This is a genomic window from Micromonospora sp. WMMB235 (assembly GCF_001855515.1).
Taxonomy (GTDB): Bacteria; Actinomycetota; Actinomycetes; order Mycobacteriales; family Micromonosporaceae; genus Micromonospora; species Micromonospora aurantiaca.
Genome location: NZ_MDRX01000001.1, coordinates 1,720,474 through 1,741,938, shown reverse-complemented (window position 1 = coordinate 1,741,938; position 21,465 = coordinate 1,720,474). Strand labels below are relative to the sequence as shown.

Here is a 21,465-nt window from a genome sequence, read left to right as displayed (position 1 = left end):
GGGTCACACCCGGCCGGGTACCGGGGACGTCCGGGTCGCGCTCACCGCCCAGAACCGGGACCGGCCCTCGCGCAGGTCGGCCTGCGCGGTGAGGATCAGTGCGAGGAACTGGTCGGCGGCGGCGGGCGGGAGGTGACGCAGCACCTCGTGGCGGCGCCGGATCAGGGTCAGTTGCGCCGTGCGCAGCGCGTCCACCGCTTCGTCCGTGATGTCGACCGACCGCGGTCCGGCGAAGCCGGCCTGCCGCAGCCGGACCTCCAACCCGTTCGGGGCGGCGCCGCGGGGCCGGCCGGGACGATGGTGGACCAGCTCGCCGAGCAGGATCCGTCCCCCGGGGCGCGCCGCGAGGGCGGCCTGACGAAGCACTGCCCCCAGGTCGTCCCCGGTGCGGGCCGGTTGCAGCACCAGCACCCGGTCGAAGGGTGGGCCGGAGGCGCCCTCCGACGTGGATCCGGCGATCCGTACGCGCGCGGCGACGTCGGGCGGCAACGCCCGGGCGCGGCGCCGGGCGTGACCGCGCCGGACCGGGTCCGGCTCCACAGCGGTCACCGCACAGCCCGTCCCCAGGGCGAGGTACCGGGACGTCTCCCCGCCGTCGGAGCCGAGGTGCAGGACCCGGTCCGAGGCGTGCAGCGGCAGCTCCTCGACCGCCCGGTCGAGCAGTGCCGGACCGGCGTACGAGCCGAACTCCCAGCCCTGGTGGGCCGGCCCGAACCAGACCAGCCGCCACAGGCCGTCGGTGGCCCAGTCGCCGGGCCAGGCCGGCGCGCAGGCGGCCGGGGTGGCGGTGGCCGGTGCGGCCGGGTCGGGCGTGCCGGTCACGAGAGCCCCTCTCCGTCCGACGGCGCGCCCCAGCTGCCGGTGAAGACGATGTCCGCCAGCGGCAGCCGGGAGCGGGGCACGGGAGTCCGGGAGGGGTCGGCGGTGGCCCGCCCCACGGCGAGTACGACGAACGGCTCGAACTCCGCAGGCACCTCGAACGCCGCCACCAGGGCACGACGGCGGAAGCCGCCGAGCTGCACGGTGTGCCAGCCGGTGGCCCGTGCCTGCACGCTGAGCCGGGCGACCGCGAGGCCCAGCTCGTACTCGGTGCCGATCAGCGGAGCGCCGTCGACGCCGCGGACCTGACGCAGGGCCAGGACCAGCGCCCCGGCGTCGCCGGCGATCGTGCGGTTCGCCGGGGTGAGCGCGCCGTGCATCTCCTGGAAGGTGCGGTCGCCGTTGCGCCCGACGACGAAGCGCCAGGGCTGCCGGTTCCAGCTGGAGGCGGTCCACCGGGCGGCCTCCAGCAGTCCCGCCAACCGGGTCCAGGGCAGCGCCGAACCGTCGAAGATCTGCGTGCTGGCCGGGGGCGTGAGTAACGGGTGCACCACGCCGTTCGTGGCCGAAAGTCCATTCACGCGTGGAGATCCCTCCCTGGTCGGCCGGCCGGACGCCCGGCGGTTCCGCACCATTCAAGGCCGCCGGACAACGGCGTTCCACTCGCATCTTGCTCAAGCGTCGTCCGTCGATACGAGCAAGATCCGAGAAGTTCGGGCTCGCGTCGCCCCGGTACGAATTGATCGCTGCGCCGGGATGCCGCCGCAAGCCAGTGACGTGTGATTCAGGGAGGTTTGGCGTGCGATTCAGTTCAGCGGCCCGTCGCCGATCCGATGGTTCGGTCCGTCGTGACCGGCCGGTGTCGTGAAGCGGGCGGCCCGGGGCGCAGGAATCGCCGGAGCGGGAACGGACGGATTCCGCCTCCGGCTTCTCGCCGCCGATCCGAACGGTTCCGGGGACGGGGCGATATCGCCCGACGGAACCAGATTCGTCGCCTCCTCCAAGCGAAACGGATCGGTCAATCTGTGGTTCTTCGATCTGCGTACGGGGAAATGGCAGCAGGGCACCTGGGGTACCGGTGACGACATCGAGGCGCAGTGGTCGCCGGACAACGAGCAGCTGGCCTTCACCTCCTCCCGCGGTGGTCACAAGGCGATCTGGCTGTACCGGCTCAGCGACGGCCAGACCCGCCAGCTGACCTCGGCCGGACACGAGGAGGAGTACCCCTCCTGGTCACCGGACGGCCGGACCGTCGCCTACGTCGGCGGGCCCTGGGGCAGGCGGCACTTCCTGGTGGTGTCCGCCGACGGCGGCGCGCCTCGCCGGGTGACCACCGAGCCCGGCCGCGCCGGCGCCTGCTCCTGGGCGCCGGACGGACGCTGGCTGGTCTGCCACTCGTACGACACCGGCGCGGGAGCGGTGTGGTTGCTGGACAGCCGGACCGGGGAGGCGATCCCGGTCACCGACGGCTCCTCGTGGGACTACAAGCCGACCATCTGCCCGACCCGGCCGGCGGTCGCCTTCTCCCGCAGCGACGAGGGGCGGTCCGTCATCTGGGTGCAGCGGCTCGCCGACGGGGTGGGCCGGCCGCTCGTCGTCACCGGCGCGGACGACCGGTGGCCCACCTGGACCCGGGACGGGAACCACCTCTTCTTCCACCGGCTGGTCGACGAGGGCGCGGGCATCGCGGTGTGGGACCGGCGGACGAAGGCGGTACGGGAACTCGTGCCGGCCGAGGAGAAGCCCCGGTACGCGTCCTTCGCGCCGGACGGCCGCCGGATCGTGTACGGCACCGAGGCGGACGGCCGCTCGGCGCTGCGCATCCTGGACCTGGCGACCGGGGTGTCCCAGCCGGTGCCGGCCGGCGAGGCCGCCTTCCCCTCGTGGTCCCCGGACGGCCGGACGATCGCCTGCGCGCTCCGGCCCGACCCCACCTCGCGATGGGAGATCGCGACGGTCGACGTGGCGGGCGGGCAGCCGCGCGTCTGGACGGCCGACCGTGACGACCTGCGGGGACTGCACGCGCCCGTCTCCTTCGCGCCGGACGGGCGGCGCCTGGTGTTCCGCAGCGAGACGGAGCCGTTCGAGGCGAACCTGCTCGTCCTCGACCTCGACAGCGGCCGGATCACCAACCTCACCGAGGACAGCTGGTGGGACGAGGCGCCGGCCTTCACCCCCGACGGGCGCGGCGTCGTCTTCATGTCCACCCGGGGAGGGAACTGGACCTGGGGCTTCTACCGCATCGACCTGGACAGCGGCGAACTGCTGACGCTGGCCGGTCCGGACTACGTGGAGCGGAACAACCCGCGGTCCACGGCGGACGGCCGGATCCTGTCGACGATGGTCGCCTCGAAGGTCGAGGAACTGTACGAGCAGCTACCCGACGGCACCGGCCGGGTGGTGACCGAGGCGGGGCCGGGCGTCCGCTACCCCGTGCCGTCCGCCGACGGCGAGCAGGTGCTCTTCACCCGTACCCGCACCACAGTCGAGTACTGGCTCGCGGAGAACGTCTGGGCCGCCGACTCGCCGCTCGCGCCGCTCGGCCGCCCGCTGGTCGCCGCGACCGCGCCGGCGGGGGTGATCGAGCAGCCGCCGCTCGGTCCGGTGCGCAGCCCCGTCGACACCCGCCGCAGATGACGGATGTGACGCCGTCCCATCCGGTCGGGTGGGCGATGACCGCGCGATCAGCCGACGCGTGTGACAGGAGGAGCAGGAGATGACCGGAGCACCGCCGGGGGCGTCGCGGGAGAACGCCGCCCCGGACGAGGACGACAAGAACCGCATCTACGACACCGTGACCGGCCCGCTCTGGCGGACGACCGTCTACGAGCCGGTCCACGCCGGGTGGGAGTTCACCAACATCGCCGGGGCACGCCTGCTCGACGACGTCGCGGCGACCTTCCGGGTCGGCCCGCTGACCCATGTGCTCGAACTCTGCTCCGGCACCGGCGCGGTCGCACGGTACCTCAACCAGCGGACCGGGTGCGCCGTCACCGGCGTGGAGCTGAACGCCGCCCAGCTCGCCTGCGCCCGCCGGGCACGCGCCGACGCGGGCCCGGGGATGGCCCGGGTGTCGTTCGTGGAGGGCGACGTGACCAGGTGGCAACCGGACCGGCTCTACGACCTGGCGCTGGTAGTCGACTCGCTGTCCCTGCTGTCGGACCCGGTGGCGGCACTGCGCAACGCCCGCCGGGCGTTGTGCTCGGCCGGGTGGCTGGTCTTCGCGGACACCCTGGCGGGGCCGGAGATGACCGCGGCGACGCAACGCCGCGCCTGGGACCTCGACGGGCTGCGCCCGCTGCCCGGCGGTTCGCGGTCGGACGACCTGTTCACCGCGGCGGGCCTGGTGGACGTGCACCTGGTCGACGCGACCGACACCGCCGTCGCCTGCTTCCAGACCATCGCCGACGCGACCACCGAGCGGGCCGGCGAACTCGCCGCAGTGGTGACGGCGGAGGAACTCGCGGAGTGGCGCACGGCCACCGACTTCTACCTCGACGCCTATCGGAGCGGGCAGCTCACGTACTGGCACGGGCTCGCCCGTCGGCCCCGTCGGGCCACCGCCCGCCAGGCGGCCTGACCTGCCCTCGACAACGAACGGAGCAGACATGATCTTCAAGCGTGAGCCCGTCATCCTCCAGGTGGCACTCTTCGCCCTGTTCAACCTCCTGGCCGCGTTCGGGGTGATCGGGTGGTCCTGCGCCCAGATCGCCGCCGTGAACGCCGCTGTCGCCGCCGCCTTCGGGGTGATCACCCGCCGGCTGGTGACGCCCCTGAGCGACCCCCGGGACGCGCACGGCCGGCGGCTCGCCCCCGCCGGCGGAGGGCCGGACGACGATCGGTCCTACCGGTGACAAGCGGCAGGGGACAGGGGCGTCTGCTCGTGCCGCCCCTGTCGCCGGCGCTCGTCGAACTCGCCGGGCGGCGACACCGGCGCGGGGAGGTGACCAGCCGGCTGCTCCTGCAGACCCGCGCGCTCGCCTTCGTCGAGGGCTACCGGCTGCGGCGTGCCGGACGCCGCGACATCCACGAGGAACTGGCACTGATCGAACCCGTCAACCGCGGGTTCGCGTACGAGGGGGCCGCGCTGGCCGCGGCCCTGGCCGACCTCGCCACGCCGCGCCGGGCCCCGGCACCGGGGAGCCGGGACGGCCGGCAGACCCGGCTGGGGCACCTGCTCGACGGCCCCGGCGCGGGCTTCGTCCACCTCGTCCACGTCGGGGCCGGCTGGGCGGCCGCCGTGCTGCCCTGGCGGACCGTCCACCGCCGGCTGCCGCTCGACCCGCTGCTGCGCTGGCTCGCCCTGGACGGCGCCGGGTTCGCCCGCGGCTTCTTCGGCGGGCCGGGCGCGATCCGCCGGCTGGCCCGCCGGCCGGACCGCGACGATCCCGTCCAGACGGTGCTCCGGCAAGGGCTGGGCCGCAGCCTGTGGTTCGTCGAGTGTGGTGACGTCCCGGCGATCGGCCGGCAGATAGAAGGGTTCCCACCGGGCCTGCGGCCCGAGTTGTGGGCCGGTGTCGGCCTTGCCGTCTGCTACGCGGGCGGCTGCTCGGACCGCCAGTTCGAACACCTCCAGACGCTGGACGGCAAGGAGCGCGCCGCGCTGGCCCAGGGCGCCGCCTTCGCGGCCGAGGCCCGGCGCACCGCCGGTCATGTGCCTGCGCACACGGCGGCGGCCGTGGCCGCGCTCACCGGCGTACCGGCCGACACGGCCGCCAACTGGGCACGGGACTCCCGAGATTCCGCCCTCGCCCTCGGCCCCGAGATCGACTCCTACCGGTGGTGGCAGCGGGAGATCCGCCGCCGGGCAACCGCGGCGGCCGGCTGAGCCTCGGCTCCACCGGTCCCGATCCGCACCCGCCGGCGGCGCCCGCCGCCACGAGCAGGGAGAAACCCCATGTCCTTGTCACCGCGTCGCATGCTGCCCGGAGCACTGGTGATCGTGCTGGTCGCCGTCCTCGGCGTGCTCACCGTCCGGCCGTCGCCGAGCCCTCGCGAGGCCGCCGTGCTGGCCGCCCGCTTCGCTTTCGACGTACGCCCGCTGAACACCGCCCCTGCCGGGGCCAGGAACGTTCGTGACGTCGCGCCCGAGCTGTCGGGCATCCGGTCCTGGATCTCCGCGGTGGGCGCCGCGGTCGCGCTCCTCGACGCCGACGGCAACCGGCGCCAGGACGACGTGTGCCTCGTCGATCCGCGGGACGACTCGGCGCGGGTCTTCCCGGCACCAGGCACCGGGGAGCGCTATCCGCCGGCGTCGCTCGTCGCGCCGCCGGGCCCGATCGACCGCGTCGCGCCGATGGGCTGCGTCCCGGCGGACCTCGACGCGGACGGCGACAGCGATCTCGTCGTCTACTACTGGGGCCGTTCCCCGGTGCAGTTCCTGCGGGTCGCCGAGGGATGGCGCCCGGTGGAACTGGTCCAGCCGCCGCAGGTGTGGAACACCACCGCGCTCGCGGTGGGCGACCTGGACGGTGACGGCGCGGCCGACATCCTGGTCGGCAACTACTTCCCGGACGGTGCCCGGGTGCTCGATCCGGAGGCCGCCGGGGACGGGCGGATGCGGATGCAGGCGGGCATGGCGGACGCCGGCAACGGCGGCACGAACCGGGCCTTCCTCTCCCGCCCCGGTGCCCCCGACACGGCGCCGGCCTGGCTCGACGCGTCCACCGGAGTGCCCGACCGGGTCGCTCGTTCCTGGACGCTCGCCATCGGGATGCAGGACCTGACCGGGGACCTGCGGCCCGAGGTATACCTCGCCAACGACTTCGGCCCGGACCACCTCCTGGTGAACCACTCCCGGCCGGGGCGGCTCGACCTGCGCCCGGTCCGGGGCGAGCGGACCGCGTCGACGCCGAAGTCGAAGGTGCTGGGCCGGGACTCGTTCAAGGGCATGGGCGTGGCCTACACCTACCCGGACGGCGCCGACCTGCCGACCATCGTGGTCAGCAACATCACGACACCCTGGGGGCTGCAGGAGAGCAACTTCGCCTTCACCCCGACCGGTAAGGGCTCCGACCTGCTCGACGGCCGGCTGCCGTACCGGGACCGCAGTGAACCCCTGGGCCTGTCCCGCAGCGGCTGGGGCTGGGACGTCAAGGCCGTCGACTTCGACGGCGACGGCACCGACGAGTTGTTCCAGGCGACCGGCTTCATGGCCGGGGACCGGTGGCGCTGGCCCGAACTCCAGGAACTCGCGATGGCCAACGACCAGGTGCTCCAGCACCCGTGGGCCTGGCCACACTTCCGCCCGGGTGACGACGTGTCGGGCCACCAGGCGAACGTGCTCTGGACGCGGGGGCCCGACGGACGGTACGTCGACGTGGCCGCCCGGAGCGGTCTCGGTCACCTCGACGTCAGCCGTGGCATCGCCGTCGGAGACGTGGACGCGGACGGCCGCCCGGACGCGCTGGTGGCGAACCAGTGGCAGGACAGCCGGCTGCTGATGAACCGGTCCCGGTCGGTCGGCCGGGCCACGCTGGTCCTGCTGCGCGCCGGCGCGGACGGACGGCAGCCCACTCCCGCGCTCGGCGCCTCGGTGGTCGTCCGGCCCGGCGAGGGCCGGCCGGCCCTTCGCGCTCAGCTCTACCCCAGCAACGGTCACGCCGGCGCCTCCAGCACGGAACTCTTCTTCGCCGTCGACCGGGAAGCCCCGTTCACGCTGTCCTGGCGTACGGCCGGCGGGGTGCGGACGGCGGAGGTGCGGCTGGCGCCGGGCCGGCACGAACTGGTGATGCACGACGACGGCCGGGTGACAACGCGATGAGGGCCCGGACGAGCCGGCCCGTCGCGACACCGGCCCTCCTCGACCCGCCGCGGACCGCCGCCGCCCGCCCACCCGGCGAACGGAACCAGGACCCGCTGCCGTGCGGGCCGCCGGCCGCGGGGGACACGCCCCGCCACGTCATCAACGCGACGAGCGTCCTGGTGCACCCCGGCCTCGGCCGGGCCGTCCTCTCCGGTTCGGCCCGGCGCGCGGTGGCGGTGGCCTCCGGCTGCACCGACCTGGAGTACGACCTGCACAACGGGCAGCGGGGGCGGCGCGGCCGGGAGACGGTCGCCGCCCTGCTCGCCGCGGTGCCGACGGCCGCGGCGGCCTACGTGGTCAACAGCAACCCGGCCGCGCTGGTGCTCGCCGCGACGGTGCTCGCGCCCGGCCGGGAACTGGTGATCAGCCGGCGGGAGCTGTACGAGATCCGGGACGGCTTCCGCCTGCCCGAACTGCTCACCTCGACCGGTGCCCGGCTCTGCCCGGTCGGTACGGCGGACGGTGCGGTGCTGGAGGACTACCGGCAGGCGGTGTGGTCCGGCACCGGGTGCGTGCTCACCCTGGTGCCGGGCCGCTCCGCCACGGACGCCCCGGCGGACCGGCCGGACGTGGCGGCCCTGGCCGGCCTGCACGTCCCGGTGATCGCGGACATCAGCTCCGGCCTCCTGCGTCCCGAGCCCGCGCTGCCCGGTGAGCCGGACGCGGAGACCGCCCTGCGGCAGGGCGCCACGCTGGTCACCGCCGGCGGCGACAAGTTGCTGGGCGGTCCGCAGACCGGGCTGCTGCTCGGCGACCGGGCGGTGATCGAACAGGTGCGGCGACATCCGCTCGCCCGGGCGATGCAGGCGGACAAACTGGCCCTGGCCGCGCTCCGTGCGACGGTCGCCCACGGCGGCACACCGACGCTCGCCGCCGTCCGGGCCGCCCCCGACGACCTGCGGGCCCGGGGCGAGTCGCTCGTCGGCGCCCTGCGGGCCGGGGGAGTCCCCGCCGAGCTGGTCGAGTCCCACGTCACGGTGCTCAGCGGCGCCAGCACCCGGCTGCACAGCTTCGCGGTGGCGGTCGACCAGCGGCTCGCCGGCCGGTTGCGCGTGGGAGACCCGGCCGTGGTGGGCGAGCTGCGGGACGGACACCTGTTGCTCGACCTGCGCCCGGTGCCCGCCGGCAACGACACCGACCTGGTCGTGGCGGTGCTCGCGGCCGCGTCCCGCCCTTGATCAGGTAGGGCAATCCGCGAGAAGTCGCCCCGGCACGCCGACGCATAGAAAGGAGGAACCCACCCCCCGATGACGGAGGAAGCCCATGACCGGTTCGGCACGTCTCGGCCGTTGCGCCCGGCATCTGCTCGCGGGCGTACGGACGAGTGAGCGGGATCCACAGGACCTGCTCGCCGCCGCCGACCGGCTCAAGACCCGCCTGGTGCGTCTGCTGTACGCCCACCCGGCGGCCCGGACCAGACTGGCCGGCGTCCGGCACCACCTGCTCGACGTGGAGGTGGTGCCGGCGCCGGCCCGTTCGTGGTTCCGGACGTCCCGGCGGCACGCCGGCACGGCCCGGATCCGGCTCTACGACTACGACTCGGACCTGCTGCTGGAGTTCTTCCTCGACCTGCCGTCCGGCCGCCTCACGGCGGTCACCGGACGGGCCCGGGCCCGTCCGCCACTGACCCGGTCCGAGCTGGCCGAGGCGCTCGACCTGATCCGCACGGCCGGCCGGCTCGGCCCGCTCGCTCAGGCGAGCCGATGGGTCGTGGTGCCGAGGATCTCCCGGGCGGCGATCGGCGCGGGCCACCCGCGCCGGGGCCACCGCCTCTACACGTTCTTCTTCTGGTCGGCGACCGACCGGCCGGTACGACTCGGCCAGGCGTCGGTCGACCTGAGCGCGCGAGAGGTGGTCGGGGTCCGGGAGGCGGAGTCCGTCGGGAGGTGGGAGATCCGGCCGTACGCGTGACAACGCAGCCAGAGAGAGGGATCCACCATGTATGCAACCCTGCCGTGCCCGTCCGGGCGGTCGAGTTCCGATGACCACGGATCGTGGTAGGCACCGATGCCCACCTCACACGTCCGAGACCGCCGCCGCTTCGCACCGGAGCGCGAACCACGGACCGCCCGGGGTGGTGACCACCTCCGCCGGCTGCCCGGTGGCCTGGTGCTGGCCGTCGCCGTCGCCGTGCAGGCCGCCGTGCTCTGGGCCGAACCCGGGCTGGTGATCGCAGAACTCGGGGCGATGCCACAGCGACTGCGGGAGGTGTTCCGTGTGCTCGCCCCGGGCCTCGCCACCCTCCTGCTCGCCGCGCAGGTCATGAATCTGTTCGGCCGACTACGCCGGCATCAGCGGCGGATCGTGGCCGCGGCGGCCGCCTGGTGGGTGTTCGCCGCGGTCGAGTCGATGCTCGCCGACTGGCGGTCCTCCGTCTGGCTCACCGAGCTGGCCCTCGCCTGGCTGGCGATGAACTGCCTGCGGATCGTCGCCCGCGCGGAGGCCACGGGCCTGTCGAGCGTGGCGCGAGGGAGGTGACCGGTGGACTGGCAGTCCGTGGGGACACCGATCGCCGCCGTCTGCACCGCGATCCTGACCTACCTGGGCACCCGGCACATCGCCCGGGTCGAACGCAGCCGCGAGGAGGCACGTCTCGCCGAGGCGGCACGGGACGAGGCCCTCGTCGTCGAGCAGGCCCTGTCCACGGCCCACGAACAGGCCCAGGCCGCGATCATCATGGAGCGCAACGAGCTGCTGGAGCGCTGGCAGCGCACCCTCGACGAGGCCCGTGACGACCGTCAGCGCCTGCTCCAGGAACACCGGTCCGAGCTCGCCCGGGTCCGCCAGGAGACGCGGGACGAGGTGGCCGGCGTCCGGGAGAGCGCCCAGCTGGTCATCGCCGACCTGCGCGGGCAGATCGTGCAGTTGCGGGCCGAGGTGCAGGCCGTCCGGGACCGGCACCGTCCCGGCCCGTCCGCCGGGGACTGACCGGCCGGCCCGCCCGGGCGCCGGTCCCGGCGCACCGCAAGGCGGAAGAAGTTCCCCACCACCCGCGCGATCTACAACAGACGTACCGATCGCCGCACGAGAACGGTCGCACCGGACCGATTGTTTCCCACTGTTCACGGGCGGGCGGTATCCGTCCCGAGAACATCCAGAGAGGAATGGCGCAGAAATGACAGAGGTACAGAACTTCGGCCGCCAGCTCGGCGACTTCCTCGGCGGTGTCTTCGCCGACGCCGCGGGTGGCGGAGCCGGTGTCTTCCGGCCCGACCCGCAGGCCGAGATCGAGGTCCGGCAGCTTCTCAACGACCTCCAGACCGCCTTCGCGGAGAAGAACGCGGACGCCATCGTCGACAGCCTGGCCGAGGAATTCACCACCTACGAACTCACCTCCGCCGAGGGACACGCGGTGACCATCACCGAGAAGGCCGCCATGCGTGAGTACCTCGACACGCTGTTCCCGGCCGACGGCGAGACGCAGAACAAGTCGGTCTCGGTGAGCCAGGTGCTGGCCAGTTCCACCATCGGTCTGACCCGCGAGGACGGCGACGTCGTCATCGCCCGAACCGACGGCACCTTCGAGCACCAGCCGCTGCGCGCCTCGGCCGTGGCCATCCGCACGGCCGAGGGCTGGAAGTGGCTGCACTGGCACATGTCGGCCGCCGCCCCGCGCTTCCGGGTCAACGCCAACGGCGTGCGGATCCCGCTCGATGGCGCCCCGGCGACCGGCACCCCGGTCGCGGACTGACGTGTCCGCCGGCGGCTGTTCGTCCGAAGCCGCAGCAGAAAGGTGTGTGCAGTGAGTACCTCGTCAGGAAGTTCGCGACGGCAGCCGCCGGTGACCGGCGGCCGCACCGCCGGCCCGGATCCGACCGAGCACGTCAACAACGGAGAGGAGAACATCTACCCGGGATACGTCGCCTGCTACAGCAAGGGGCTGCCGCACGACGACACGGGTGAGGTGGACCCGGAGGCGTACCGGCGGCTGCTGCGGGCGGTCAACAGCGCCGACCCGGCGGACTTCGAGTCGATCCCGCTGGACCCGGCCGGTGCCCGCAAGCTGACCAATCCCCAGGGCGGGCTGGCGGCGAACGCCGACGGCATCGACGCCACCTCCTTCACCGCGCCGCCGGCGCCCCGGCTCGACAGTCCGGAGAACTCCGGCGACATGGCCGAGCTCTACTGGATGGCGCTGACCCGGGACGTGCCGTTCGACCAGTTCGACACCGATCCGCTGGTCGCGTCGGCCGCCGCCGACCTGTCCCGGATGTCGGACTTCCGCGGCCCGAAGGAAGGCGGGGTGGTGACCACCCGCACGCTTTTCCGCGGTGACACCCCGCAGGACCGGATCGGGCCGTACATCTCGCAGTTCCTCCTGCGCGACGTGCAGTTCGGCACCCATCACTACTCCCAGCGGCAGGACACCGTGCAGCCAGGGCGGGACTACGTCACCACGTTCCCCACCTGGCTCGCGGTGCAGCGGGGGTTGTCCCGGGGACTGGCCCCCGGCGACCGGAACCGGACCGAGACCCGGTACCTGCGTACGCCCCGCGACCTGAGCCACTACGTCCACTTCGACGCGGACGCCAGCCCGTTCCAGCCCTTCCTGAACGCCGGGCTGATCCTGCTGCGGGAGCGGGCGCCGCTGGACGCGAACCTGCCGTACCACTGGTCCTCGAACCAGGACGGCTTCGCGACCTTCGGCATGCCGCACCTGTTCGACCTGATCACCTCGGTCGCCGCCCGCGCGCTACGAACCGCCTGGTGGCAGAAGTGGTACGTGCACCGCAGGCTGCGGCCGGAGGCGGTCGGCGGGCGGGTCCACGCCCACCTGACCGGTCTGCACCGGTACGACTTCCTCGACCGGGAACTGCTGGAGTCCGAGGCGGTGCAGCGCGTCTTCGACCGCAACCAGAGCCACCTGCTCCCGCAGGCGTACCCGGAGGGGGCACCGACCCACCCCTCGTACACGGCCGGTCACGCCACAGTGGCGGCCGCCACCGCGACTGTGCTGAAGGCGTGGTTCGACGAGACGGCCCCGCTGGCCGACCCGGTCCAGGCGGACGCGACCGGCACCGCGCTGGTGCCGTACGAGGGCGCGGACGCCGGGCAGCTCACCGTCGGCGGCGAGTTGAACAAGCTCGCCGCGAACATCGCCGTCGGCCGCAACATCGCCGGCGTCCACTACCGCAGTGACTACTCGGCGTCCAGCCGGCTCGGTGAGGCGCTGGCCATCGAGATCCTGCGGCGCCAGAAGTCCTGGTTCAACGAGGACCACTCGTTGACCCTGACCCGGTTCGACGGCACGTCCGTCACCATCTGAGCCCCGTCGCGCCGGCCGGTTGCTGTTCCCCTCAGCGCGCCGGCCGGCGCGACGGCCCTCCAACCCGACCATCCACCGACGGAAACGGTGACCGCTGTGACGTCCGCTGCCGCGAGAGACCTCCGCCTGACGGCCCTGCGCCGCTTCGCCCTGTCCATCACGATCCTCACGGTGCTCGGTCACCTCTTCCTCGGGTTCGAGCAGGCCCCGGTGACGCCGGTGCTGACCCTCCTGCTGGGCTACGCCCTCGACCTGACACTGGAGACGCTCGCCGCCCGGGCCGAGGGCCGCGCGCCCGCCTTCGCCGGTGGCTTCCGGCGGCTGGTGGACCATCTCCTGCCCACGCACATCGGCGCGCTGGCCTGCGCCATGCTGTTGTACGGCAACTCCTCACCCTGGCCGTACCTGTTCGCCGTCGCGGCCGCTGTGGGCTCCCGCCACGTCCTGCGGATCCGGATCGACGGCCGTGCCCGGCACGTGCTCAACCCGTCCAACGCGGGCATCGCGCTGACCCTCGTGCTCTTCCCGTGGGTCAGCATCGCGCCGCCCTACCAGTTCACCGCCGGGGTCTCCGGTGCGCTGGACTGGCTGCTGCCGCTCGGTGTCCTGATGGCCGGCACGCTGCTCAACGGCAAGCTCACCGGGAAGATGCCGCTCATCCTCGGTTGGCTGACCGGGTTCGTCGCGCAGGCGCTGCTGCGTGCCCTCCTCTTCGACCACGACTTCGTCGCCGCGCTGCTGCCGATGACCGGCCTGGCCTTCATCCTCTTCACCAACTACATGATCACCGACCCGGGGACGACCCCCCGTGCCCGCGCCAACCAGTGGGCGTTCGGGCTGTGCACCGCGGCGGTCTACGGACTGCTGGTGCTCGCGCACGTGTCGTACGGGCTGTTCCTCGCCCTGGTCATCACCTGCGCCCTGCGCGCGGGTCTGCTCCTGATCGGCCGTCGCCGGCCGGCCCGGGCCCGGCGGGTCCGGCTGCGGGAGGCGGCATGAGGCCGGGCGAACGGCAGATCGCGGTCGTCGGCCTGGCCTGCCGCTACCCGGATGCCGACGACCCGGCACAGCTGTGGCGGTCGGTGCTGGCCCGCCGCCGCGCGTTCCGGGCCATCCCGGCCACGCGCCTGGACCCCGAGCACCGGCTCGGCGCGCCGCACGCGCCGGAGTCCACGTACGTCCGCCGGGCCGGGCTGCTGCGCGACTGGCACTTCGACCGTGAAGCCTTCCGCGTGTCCGGGTCGAGCTGGCGGGCGGCCGACCACACGCACTGGCTGGCACTGGAGACGGCGGCGGCCGCCCTGTCCGACGCCGGCTTCCCCTCGGGCGCCGGCCTGGACGCCGACCGGGTCGGCGTGATCCTCGGCAACTCGCTCACCGGCGAGTTCACCCGGGCCGGCCTGGTACGGCTGCACTGGCCGTTCGTACGCCGCTCGGTCGAGGCGGCGCTGCGGCAGACCGGAGTGGACTCCGCCGTCGCCGCGCAGGTGGTCGACCAGGCCCGGCGCGGCATCGCGGCGGCGTTCCCCGAGCCGGGCGACGAATCGCTGGCCGGGGCCCTGAGCAACACCATCGCCGGCCGGATCTGCAACCACTTCGACTTCCACGGCACCGGCTACACGGTGGACGGCGCCTGCGCGTCGAGTCTGCTGGCCGTCGTCACAGCCGCCAACGCGCTGCTCTCCGGCGAGCTGAACTTCGCCCTCGCCGGAGGCGTCGACCTGTCTCTGGACCCGCTGGAGATGATCGGCTTCGCCCGCCTCGGCGCGCTCGCCGACGGCGAGATGCGGGTGTACGACGAGCGGCCCACCGGGTTCCTGCCCGGGGAGGGGTGCGGGATCGTCGCCCTGATGCGCGCCGACGAGGCGGAACGGCGCGGCCTGCGCGTCTACGCGCGGCTGACCGGATGGGCGACGTCCTCCGACGGGTCCGGGGGCCTGACCCGCCCGGACGCCGGGGGACAGGCGCTGGCGCTGCGGCGCGCGTACCGGATGGCCGGACTGGCGCCGGAGCAGATCGCCCTGATCGAGGGGCACGGCACCGGAACCGCCGTCGGCGACCGGGTCGAGCTGGAGACGCTGGCCGGGATCCGGCGGCACGCGCCCGGGGCGGCGGCGCTCGGTTCGGTGAAGGCGAACATCGGGCACACGAAGGCGGCCGCCGGAGCGGCCGCACTGATCAAGACGGTCCTGGCCGCGTACCACCGGGTCCTTCCGCCGACCACCGGCTGCGAGACGCCGCATCCTCTGCTGCGTGCGCCGGACGCCACCCTGCGGGTGCTCGACGAGCCGGAACCGTGGCCGGGCGGGCGGCTGGCCGCCGGGGTGTCCGCGATGGGCTTCGGTGGGATCAACAGCCACGTGGTGGTGGAGAACGCCGATCCCGCCGCCGTGGGTCGCCGTCGCCTCCCGCCCTCGGTGCGGTCCTGGTCCCGCCGTCCGGTACGACCGGAGATCCTGCTGATCGAGGCGGCCACCACGGCGGAGCTGGCCGAACGGCTCGACCTGCTGGGCAGCTGGGGCGCGACGCTCAGCGACGCCGAGGTCGGCGACGTGGCGGCGACGCTCGCCGCCGGTGCCGGCGGCACGGCCGGGATCCGCTGTGCCCTGGTCGCCGGGGACGCCGACGAGCTGTCGGCGGCGGCCCGCGCGGCGACGGGCCTGCTCGCCACCTGGGACGGGCGCGTCGTGGTGGACGAGGCGGCGGGGGTGGCGTTGGGTGGCGGACCGCCCGCCCGGGTGGGCCTGCTCCTGCCCGGCCAGGGAGCACCGGTGCGGTACGACGCCGGCCCGCTGGCCCGGCTGCTCGGCGACCTGCCCGAGGGGCCGGCGGCCACCGGCGCCACCGGCACCGAGGCCGCGCAGCCGGCTGTCGTGTGGCAGTCGCTGCTCGGGCTCGCCTGGCTGGACCGGCTCGGCTGCGCCCCGGTCGGCGCCGTCGGGCACAGCCTCGGCGAGCTGACCGCCCTCGCCTGGGCCGGTGCGCTGGACCCGGGCCGGCTCGTCGCGCTGGCTGCCGCCCGCGGACGGGTGATGGAGCACAGTGGTGTGCCCGGCACCGGGATGGTGAGCCTCTCCGTCGACGAGACGCGGGCGATCCGGCTGGCGGACGAGCACGGACTCGTGGTCGCGGCGCTCAACGCCCCCGACCGTACGGTGCTCGCCGGGGCCGACGAGAACCTCACCCGGCTGGCGGCGGCGCTGCGCGACAGCGAGGTCGAGGCGATCCGGTTGCCGGTGTCGCACGCCTTCCACAGCCCCGCGATGGAACCCGCGCTGCCGGCGTGGGCCGCCGAGCTGAACACTGTCGAGTTCGCCCCGCCGGCGCGGTCCGTGACGTCCACCGTGACGGGCGCGGACGTGCGGACGGTCGACGACCTGGCGGCACTGCTCACCCGTCAGCTCACCGCCCCGGTGCGCTTCGCCGCCGCCGCCCGCGACCTCGGCCAGCGGTGCGACCTGCTGGTCGAGGCGGGCCCGGGGACCGTGCTGTCGCGGCTGGTCACCCGGTTCCTGCCGGTACCGGCGGTCAGCCTGGACTGCGGCGGTCCGCCGCGCTCGCTCGCCCTCGCCACCGCCGCGGTCGTGGTCGCCGGCGCGGGCGACCTCGCCGCCTGGTACGACGGGCGGCCCTACCGTCCGCTCCGGCCCGGGGCGGCCATGACGTTCCTCAGCAGCCCGTGCGGAGCCGGCATCTCTCGCGCCGGGCTGCCGGGGTCGCGCTCCGCGTCCGCCGACGCGGAGCGCGACTCCCCTCCGGGCCGGGTCGAGCAGCCGTCGAGTGTCGCAGCAGCGGTGGTGAGGACCGCCTCCGCTCGACCGGCGCCGACCCCGCCCGAGGCGGACCCGGCCGGGTCGGTAGACCCGGCCGGGTCCGCTCCCCGTCCCGACGACCCGCTCGGCCGGTTGCGCGCCCACCTCGCCGCCGAGCTGGAACTGCCGGTGGCGGGCATCACCCCGGCCAGCCGGCTGCTCGGCGACCTGCACCTGAACTCGCTGCAGGTGGCCCGCACCGTCGCCGCGGTCGCCGCGGCCCTGGGCCGGCAACCCCCGGCCGCGCCCCTGTCACTGGCCGACGCGACAGTCGCCGAGGCGGCCGAGGTGCTCGCGCAACTGCCCGCCGCCGGCGACGACGATGCGCCGGCGCAGGGCCTCGCGCCGTGGGTGCGGCTGTTCCGGCACGACTGGGTTCCGCTGCGGGGACCGCTGTCCGGGCCGCCGGCCGCCGGCTCCGTGCGGTGGCGGGTCGAGGCGCCGACCGGACATCCCCTGCACACGGTCTTCCCCGCCGTACCCGACGGGACGGCGACGTCGCACGGTCTCGCCGTCGCGCTCGGCCCGGACGACGGCCCGGAGCAGGTGGCCGCGCTGCTGGCCCGCATCGCCGGGCAGCGGCCGGCCCGGCTGGCGATCGTGCACGACGACCACCCGGCCGCCGCCGCCGTGGGCCGGTCGGTGGCGGCGGAGATCTCCGGCTGCGCCGTGACGGTGCTCGACGTGTCCGCGGACGGGGACGTGGGCCTGCTGGCCGGGCTGGCGGTGCCGGCCGGGTACGCGGAACTGCGGGCCGGGCCCGGCGGCGTCCAGCGGCTGGTGACCTCCGTGCACCGGCCCGCCGAGGAGACCCGGGAGGTGCCGCTGGGGCCCGGCGACGTCTGCGTCGTCACCGGTGGCGCCACCGGAATCACCGCCTTCGCCGCGGCGGCCGTCGCCGAGCGGACCGGATGCCGGCTGGTGGTCCTCGGCCGGCGTCCCGCCGAGGACGCCGAGACCGGGGAGGCGCTGCGCCGGCTACGCACGGTCCTCGGCGACGACCGGTTGCGCTACGAGCGGGTCGACCTGACCGATCCCGACGCGGTACGGGAGGTGCTCGGCGCCGGCCGGCTGGGTCCGGTCCGGGCGGTGGTGCACGGGGCGGGGATCAACCGGCCGGCCCAGCTGACCGACGTCACTGCCGGGGACCTCCGCGAGCACCTGGGCGGGAAGGTGACCGGACTCCGGTCGGTGCTCGACGCGGTCGGACCGGACCTGCGGCTGGTGCTCGCGTTCGGTTCCATCATCGGCCGGCAGGGGCTCGCCGGGCAGGCCGCCTACTGCATCGGTAACGAGTGGCTGCGGCACGACGTGGAACGGTGGGCCGGCGATCACCCGGAGACCCGGGTGCACCTCGTCGAGTGGTCGGTCTGGTCCGGGATCGGCATGGGGGTGCGGCTCGACGTGCTCGACTCGCTGCGCCGCCGGGGGGTGGCCGGGATCGCGCCCGACGACGGCGTCGCGGCGCTGTGGCGGATCCTCACCGATCCGACCGCTCCGGTGACAGTGCTCTGCACTGCTGCCTTCCCCGAGTCCGGCACCCTGAGCCCGGCGCCCGCGCCCGGCACCCCCGAGCCGGGCCGGCTGCGCTTCGCCGAGTCGGTGATCGGCCGGGTAGGGCAGGTCGCCACGGTGACCGAGGCGGAGTTGTCCGTCGGGGCGGACCCGTACCTGCGGGAGCACCGGGTCGGCGACGCGCCGCTGCTGCCCGCCGTGCTCGGACTGGAGGCGATGGCGCAGGTGGCGGCGTTGACCACCGGAAGCCGGGCCGGCTGGGCGGTCCGCGACGCGAGCTTCGCCGCGCCGATCGACGTCCCCGAGCGCCGGACGAGGCGGATCCGGGTGGCGGCACTGGCCGCGGAGACCGGCGGGGACGTGGCGGTGGCGATCCGCGCGGACACCGACGGCTTCGCCACGGACCGGTTCGCCGGGACGGTCACCGACCCGCCGGCACCGCCGGCCGCCGCTGCCACGGCGGACGACGCCGCGCACCGGCCGGAGTCACCCGTGGACAGCGGGCGGGAGGCCACCACCCCGCATCCGTGGTACGGCCCGGTGCTCTTCCACGAGGGACGGATGCGCCGCCTGACGCACGCCGGACCGGTCTCGGCGTTCGCGGTGCGCGCCACCGTCGACGCCGACGACCGGGACCGCTGGTTCGCCTCCTTCCTCGGGCAGGAGCTGTTGCTGGGCAGCCCGGGAGGGCACGACGCGGCGATCCACGCGCTGCTCGCCTGCGCGCCGCACCGCAGGGTGCTGCCGGTGGGCGCGGCGGAGGTGGTCGTCTGGCGGCCGCTGCGGGGGCGGCTCACCGTCGAGGCCCGGGAGGTGCGGCACAGTGCCGACGAGTACGTCTTCGACGTGGACGTCGCGCACGCCGGCGTACCGATGGCTCGTTGGCGGGGTCTACGGCTGCGGGCGGTCGGCGACAACCGGGAGTTCGCGGTGGCCAGGTCCGGCGGCCGGCTCGGCGCGGAGCTGGTGGGCCCGTGGCTGACCCGCCGGCTGATCGAGGCCGGCGCGGTCGACGCGGTCGAACTCGTGGTGGGGCCCGGCCGGCGCGAGGCGGACGGCGCCCGCCGGCTGCTGGCCCGGCATCTCGCCGTGCCCGAGGCGGACGTGGACCACCAGCCGTCCGGCGCGCTCCACGTGCCGGGCCGGTACGCCTCGGCGAGCTACGCCGACGGGCAGGTGCTCGTCGCGCTGGCCGATCGTCCGGTCGGGGTGGACTGGGAACCGGTGACCGACCGGCCGCCGGCCGGGTTGCTGGACGACGGCGCGCGGGCGAGCGCCGAGGAGCTCGGCCGGCGGACCGGTGACGACCCGGCGGTGGCCGCCACCCGGCTGTGGGCCGCCCGCGAGGCGCTGGTCAAGCTCGGCGCCGACCCGGACCAGGTGCTGGCGCACGGGGAGCCGGAGCCGGACGGCCTGCTCGTCTCGACCGGCCGGGACCTTACCGTGGTGACAGTGCCGGCGTGGGCCGACGGGGCGACGCGGGTGGCCGTGGCGGTGGCGACCCGGCCGGTGGCGTCATGACCGGCTGGTACGTCTACCGGCACGTGGTCACCCTGGACGAGACCAACATGGTGGGCAACGTCTACTTCGCCCACTTCCTGCACTGGCAGGGGCACTGCCGGGAGCGCTTCCTCGCCGATCACGCACCGGCCGTCCTGGACCAGCTCCGTCGAGGTGAGCTGACGCTGGTGACAGTGTCGTGCGCGATGGACTACTACGAGGAGTGCTTCGGCCTGGAGGAGATCGAGGTGCGGATGAGCGCCGACGGCCGGGAGGGCCACCGGCTGAGCATGCACTTCGAGTTCCTCCGGGCGGGGCGGGAGGTGGCCCGGGGCCGGCAGACGGTGGCCTGTCTGCGCCCCACCCCGGCCGGGCCGGTTCCCGTCGCTCCGCCGGTCGACCTGCGGGCGGCCCTGGCGGCCTTCACCGCCTGACACAGTCGCGGCGCCCGACCCGGTTAACGGGTCGGGCGCCGCGGTGTCGGCACCCCCTCGTCGGGGACGCGCCGTCCTGCGTCGTCAGCTGCCGGTAGCCAGCAGCTGCGGACGCCTGCGCTGGGCGAGGGCGAGCACCGACGAGGTGAGCTGCAGCGGAGGATCGATGGGGCGAGGTCGCCGCAGCGCGACCTGGAAGGTCCGGAAGGTGCGCCCGCCGCGGACCACGATGGGTGCGCCGCCCGTGCCGACGAACTCCACCTGCCGGCCGTTGTCGCCGAGCACGTCGGACAGCGTCGAGGTCTTGTCGAACCCGAGCGCCACGGCGTGGTACGCCCCGTCGGCCAGCGGCCGGATGCGGCTGAGACGGTTGGTCTCCAGCACGCCGTAGGTCAGCGGGACGTCGTCGGGCTCTTCCGACCGGTACAGCGCCAGCACCGCGCACCCGCCGCCGCTCGGTCCTCCGGTTACGGCGCCGACCGGGCCCGGGGCGCAGTGGCGGTCGGCGGCCGGATCGGTCAGCTCGCTCAGTCGTACCTGGCCGAAGACGGACATCGCGGACCGGAACCGACGCGGCGACATCCCGGTCAGCCGGGTGAACTGGCTGATGAAGGTGCCGAGACTGGAGTAGCCGACGGCCATGCAGACCTCGGTCACCGACAGGTTCGAATTGACAAGGAGGTTCCGGGCCTGAGCCATCCGTAGCGCGGTCAGGAACCGCGCGGGCGTGGTGGAGGTGACGTGTCGGAAGACCCGGTGGAAGTGGAACGGGCTGAGCAATGCGGCCTGGGCGATGTCGGACAGCCGCTGAGGTTCCGAAAGATATTCAGTCATGTATTCGACGGCTCGGGTGACGGAATCCAGCCGGGCCGCGTCGGTAGGATTGCCGAGGCAGACGCCCAGGGTGCTGCACGTCATGAATTGGGCGCAATCCATACAGTTCCCCCCCTGTCGCCATGCTTGATCGGCGGTGGTCATCGTATGGCCTCCCCTAGGATTTACTTGAGCATCGGACGGTGGTCCGACGGAGTCCGGGCGGGCGTCTCTCCTTGCCGCCGACCAGTCCTCATCCGGGCACAAAGGCCCGAGATTCGTACGCCTCCAGGCACTCGAACTGACGTTCTGCCGGCTGCGCCGCTGAGCGTTCAGTCAACAGCTCGTCACGCTGTGCGTATAGTCGCAATCTTGCTAATGTCCTCACCAATGGCGTGATGTCGACGGCGGAAAGACCTGACTGTGGCAAAGACACTGATTGTCGTCATCGGCCCGCCAAAGAATCCACAGATACGGCTCCGGGGCGGCCGGCATTCGCCG

At 74.2% G+C, this 21,465-nt stretch carries 17 protein-coding genes; 14 read left to right on the top strand and 3 right to left on the bottom strand.

All coding sequences use genetic code 11. From position 1 onward, the window contains the following. Positions 1-3: 3 nt before the first annotated feature. Both BFV98_RS07535 and BFV98_RS07530 read right to left on the bottom strand, forming a co-directional pair. Positions 4-822, bottom strand: a complete 819-nt coding sequence (locus tag BFV98_RS07535) for a class I SAM-dependent methyltransferase (RefSeq protein ID WP_071095610.1) — start codon at positions 820-822, stop codon at positions 4-6. Continuing rightward, positions 819-1,400, bottom strand: a complete 582-nt coding sequence (locus BFV98_RS07530; protein ID WP_013285669.1) for a nitroreductase family protein — start codon at positions 1,398-1,400, stop codon at positions 819-821. Before BFV98_RS07530 ends, BFV98_RS07535 begins: the two co-directional genes overlap by 4 nt. Before the next feature lie 283 nt (positions 1,401-1,683). Between BFV98_RS07530 and BFV98_RS07525 the strand changes: the two genes are divergently transcribed. From BFV98_RS07525 to BFV98_RS07460, 14 genes are all read left to right on the top strand, one after another. Continuing rightward, complete coding sequence (locus BFV98_RS07525) at positions 1,684-3,456, top strand: DPP IV N-terminal domain-containing protein (RefSeq protein WP_013285670.1); 1,773 nt, start codon at positions 1,684-1,686, stop codon at positions 3,454-3,456. A gap of 79 nt (positions 3,457-3,535) precedes the next feature. Then, positions 3,536-4,399, top strand: coding sequence for a class I SAM-dependent methyltransferase (locus BFV98_RS07520; protein WP_071095608.1), 864 nt, complete (start codon positions 3,536-3,538; stop codon positions 4,397-4,399). Between the two features lie 28 nt (positions 4,400-4,427). Next, the gene (locus BFV98_RS07515; protein ID WP_013285672.1) at positions 4,428-4,673 is read left to right on the top strand and encodes a hypothetical protein; all 246 of its coding nucleotides are present in this window, start codon (positions 4,428-4,430) and stop codon (positions 4,671-4,673) included. A gap of 29 nt (positions 4,674-4,702) precedes the next feature. After that, positions 4,703-5,647, top strand: coding sequence for a DUF1702 family protein (locus tag BFV98_RS07510; protein WP_013285673.1), 945 nt, complete (start codon positions 4,703-4,705; stop codon positions 5,645-5,647). Positions 5,648-5,716: 69 nt separating this feature from the next. Next, positions 5,717-7,582: a VCBS repeat-containing protein gene (locus tag BFV98_RS07505; RefSeq protein WP_071095606.1), complete on the top strand. Its 1,866-nt coding sequence runs from the start codon at positions 5,717-5,719 to the stop codon at positions 7,580-7,582. After that, positions 7,579-8,802 carry an L-seryl-tRNA selenium transferase gene (locus tag BFV98_RS07500; RefSeq protein WP_013285675.1) on the top strand — a complete coding sequence of 408 codons (1,224 nt, stop codon included), beginning with the start codon at positions 7,579-7,581 and terminating at the stop codon, positions 8,800-8,802. Before BFV98_RS07505 ends, BFV98_RS07500 begins: the two co-directional genes overlap by 4 nt. 85 nt (positions 8,803-8,887) lie before the next feature. Continuing rightward, positions 8,888-9,535 (top strand): hypothetical protein, encoded by a 648-nt coding sequence (locus tag BFV98_RS07495; RefSeq protein ID WP_071095604.1) that lies wholly within the window; start codon positions 8,888-8,890, stop codon positions 9,533-9,535. 96 nt (positions 9,536-9,631) lie between these two features. Then, positions 9,632-10,102, top strand: a complete 471-nt coding sequence (locus BFV98_RS07490; protein WP_141722500.1) for a hypothetical protein — start codon at positions 9,632-9,634, stop codon at positions 10,100-10,102. A gap of 3 nt (positions 10,103-10,105) precedes the next feature. Further along, entirely contained in the window at positions 10,106-10,552 is a 447-nt protein-coding gene (locus BFV98_RS07485; RefSeq protein WP_013285678.1) for a hypothetical protein, read from the top strand. A gap of 187 nt (positions 10,553-10,739) precedes the next feature. Next, positions 10,740-11,315: a nuclear transport factor 2 family protein gene (locus BFV98_RS07480; protein WP_013285679.1), complete on the top strand. Its 576-nt coding sequence runs from the start codon at positions 10,740-10,742 to the stop codon at positions 11,313-11,315. Between the two features lie 51 nt (positions 11,316-11,366). Next, positions 11,367-12,890, top strand: coding sequence for a phosphatase PAP2 family protein (locus BFV98_RS07475; RefSeq protein ID WP_071095602.1), 1,524 nt, complete (start codon positions 11,367-11,369; stop codon positions 12,888-12,890). 96 nt (positions 12,891-12,986) lie between these two features. Next, positions 12,987-13,889, top strand: a complete 903-nt coding sequence (locus BFV98_RS07470; RefSeq protein WP_013285681.1) for a hypothetical protein — start codon at positions 12,987-12,989, stop codon at positions 13,887-13,889. Beyond that, positions 13,886-19,738: a type I polyketide synthase gene (locus tag BFV98_RS07465; protein ID WP_071095600.1), complete on the top strand. Its 5,853-nt coding sequence runs from the start codon at positions 13,886-13,888 to the stop codon at positions 19,736-19,738. The genes BFV98_RS07470 and BFV98_RS07465 overlap by 4 nt, the downstream gene beginning before the upstream one ends. Continuing rightward, a complete protein-coding gene (locus tag BFV98_RS07460; protein WP_013285683.1) occupies positions 19,735-20,151 on the top strand; it encodes an acyl-CoA thioesterase in 417 nt (138 codons plus the stop codon). Before BFV98_RS07465 ends, BFV98_RS07460 begins: the two co-directional genes overlap by 4 nt. Positions 20,152-20,235: 84 nt before the next feature. Here the strand turns inward: BFV98_RS07460 and BFV98_RS07455 are convergent, their stop codons facing one another. Beyond that, the gene (locus BFV98_RS07455; RefSeq protein ID WP_013285684.1) at positions 20,236-21,129 is read right to left on the bottom strand and encodes an AraC family transcriptional regulator; all 894 of its coding nucleotides are present in this window, start codon (positions 21,127-21,129) and stop codon (positions 20,236-20,238) included. Positions 21,130-21,465: the final 336 nt, after the last annotated feature.

Bases quoted from the DNA above. Each gene is read 5' to 3' on its own strand.
- BFV98_RS07480 (WP_013285679.1), top strand. From the start codon at position 10,740: ATGACAGAGGTACAGAACTTCGGCCGCCAGCTCGGCGACTTCCTCGGC.
- BFV98_RS07460 (WP_013285683.1), top strand. From the start codon at position 19,735: ATGACCGGCTGGTACGTCTACCGGCACGTGGTCACCCTGGACGAGACC.
- BFV98_RS07495 (WP_071095604.1), top strand. From the start codon at position 8,888: ATGACCGGTTCGGCACGTCTCGGCCGTTGCGCCCGGCATCTGCTCGCG.
- BFV98_RS07465 (WP_071095600.1), top strand. From the start codon at position 13,886: ATGAGGCCGGGCGAACGGCAGATCGCGGTCGTCGGCCTGGCCTGCCGC.
- BFV98_RS07490 (WP_141722500.1), top strand. From the start codon at position 9,632: ATGCCCACCTCACACGTCCGAGACCGCCGCCGCTTCGCACCGGAGCGC.
- BFV98_RS07505 (WP_071095606.1), top strand. From the start codon at position 5,717: ATGTCCTTGTCACCGCGTCGCATGCTGCCCGGAGCACTGGTGATCGTG.
- BFV98_RS07515 (WP_013285672.1), top strand. From the start codon at position 4,428: ATGATCTTCAAGCGTGAGCCCGTCATCCTCCAGGTGGCACTCTTCGCC.
- BFV98_RS07455 (WP_013285684.1), bottom strand. From the start codon at position 21,129: ATGACCACCGCCGATCAAGCATGGCGACAGGGGGGGAACTGTATGGAT.
- BFV98_RS07500 (WP_013285675.1), top strand. From the start codon at position 7,579: ATGAGGGCCCGGACGAGCCGGCCCGTCGCGACACCGGCCCTCCTCGAC.
- BFV98_RS07520 (WP_071095608.1), top strand. From the start codon at position 3,536: ATGACCGGAGCACCGCCGGGGGCGTCGCGGGAGAACGCCGCCCCGGAC.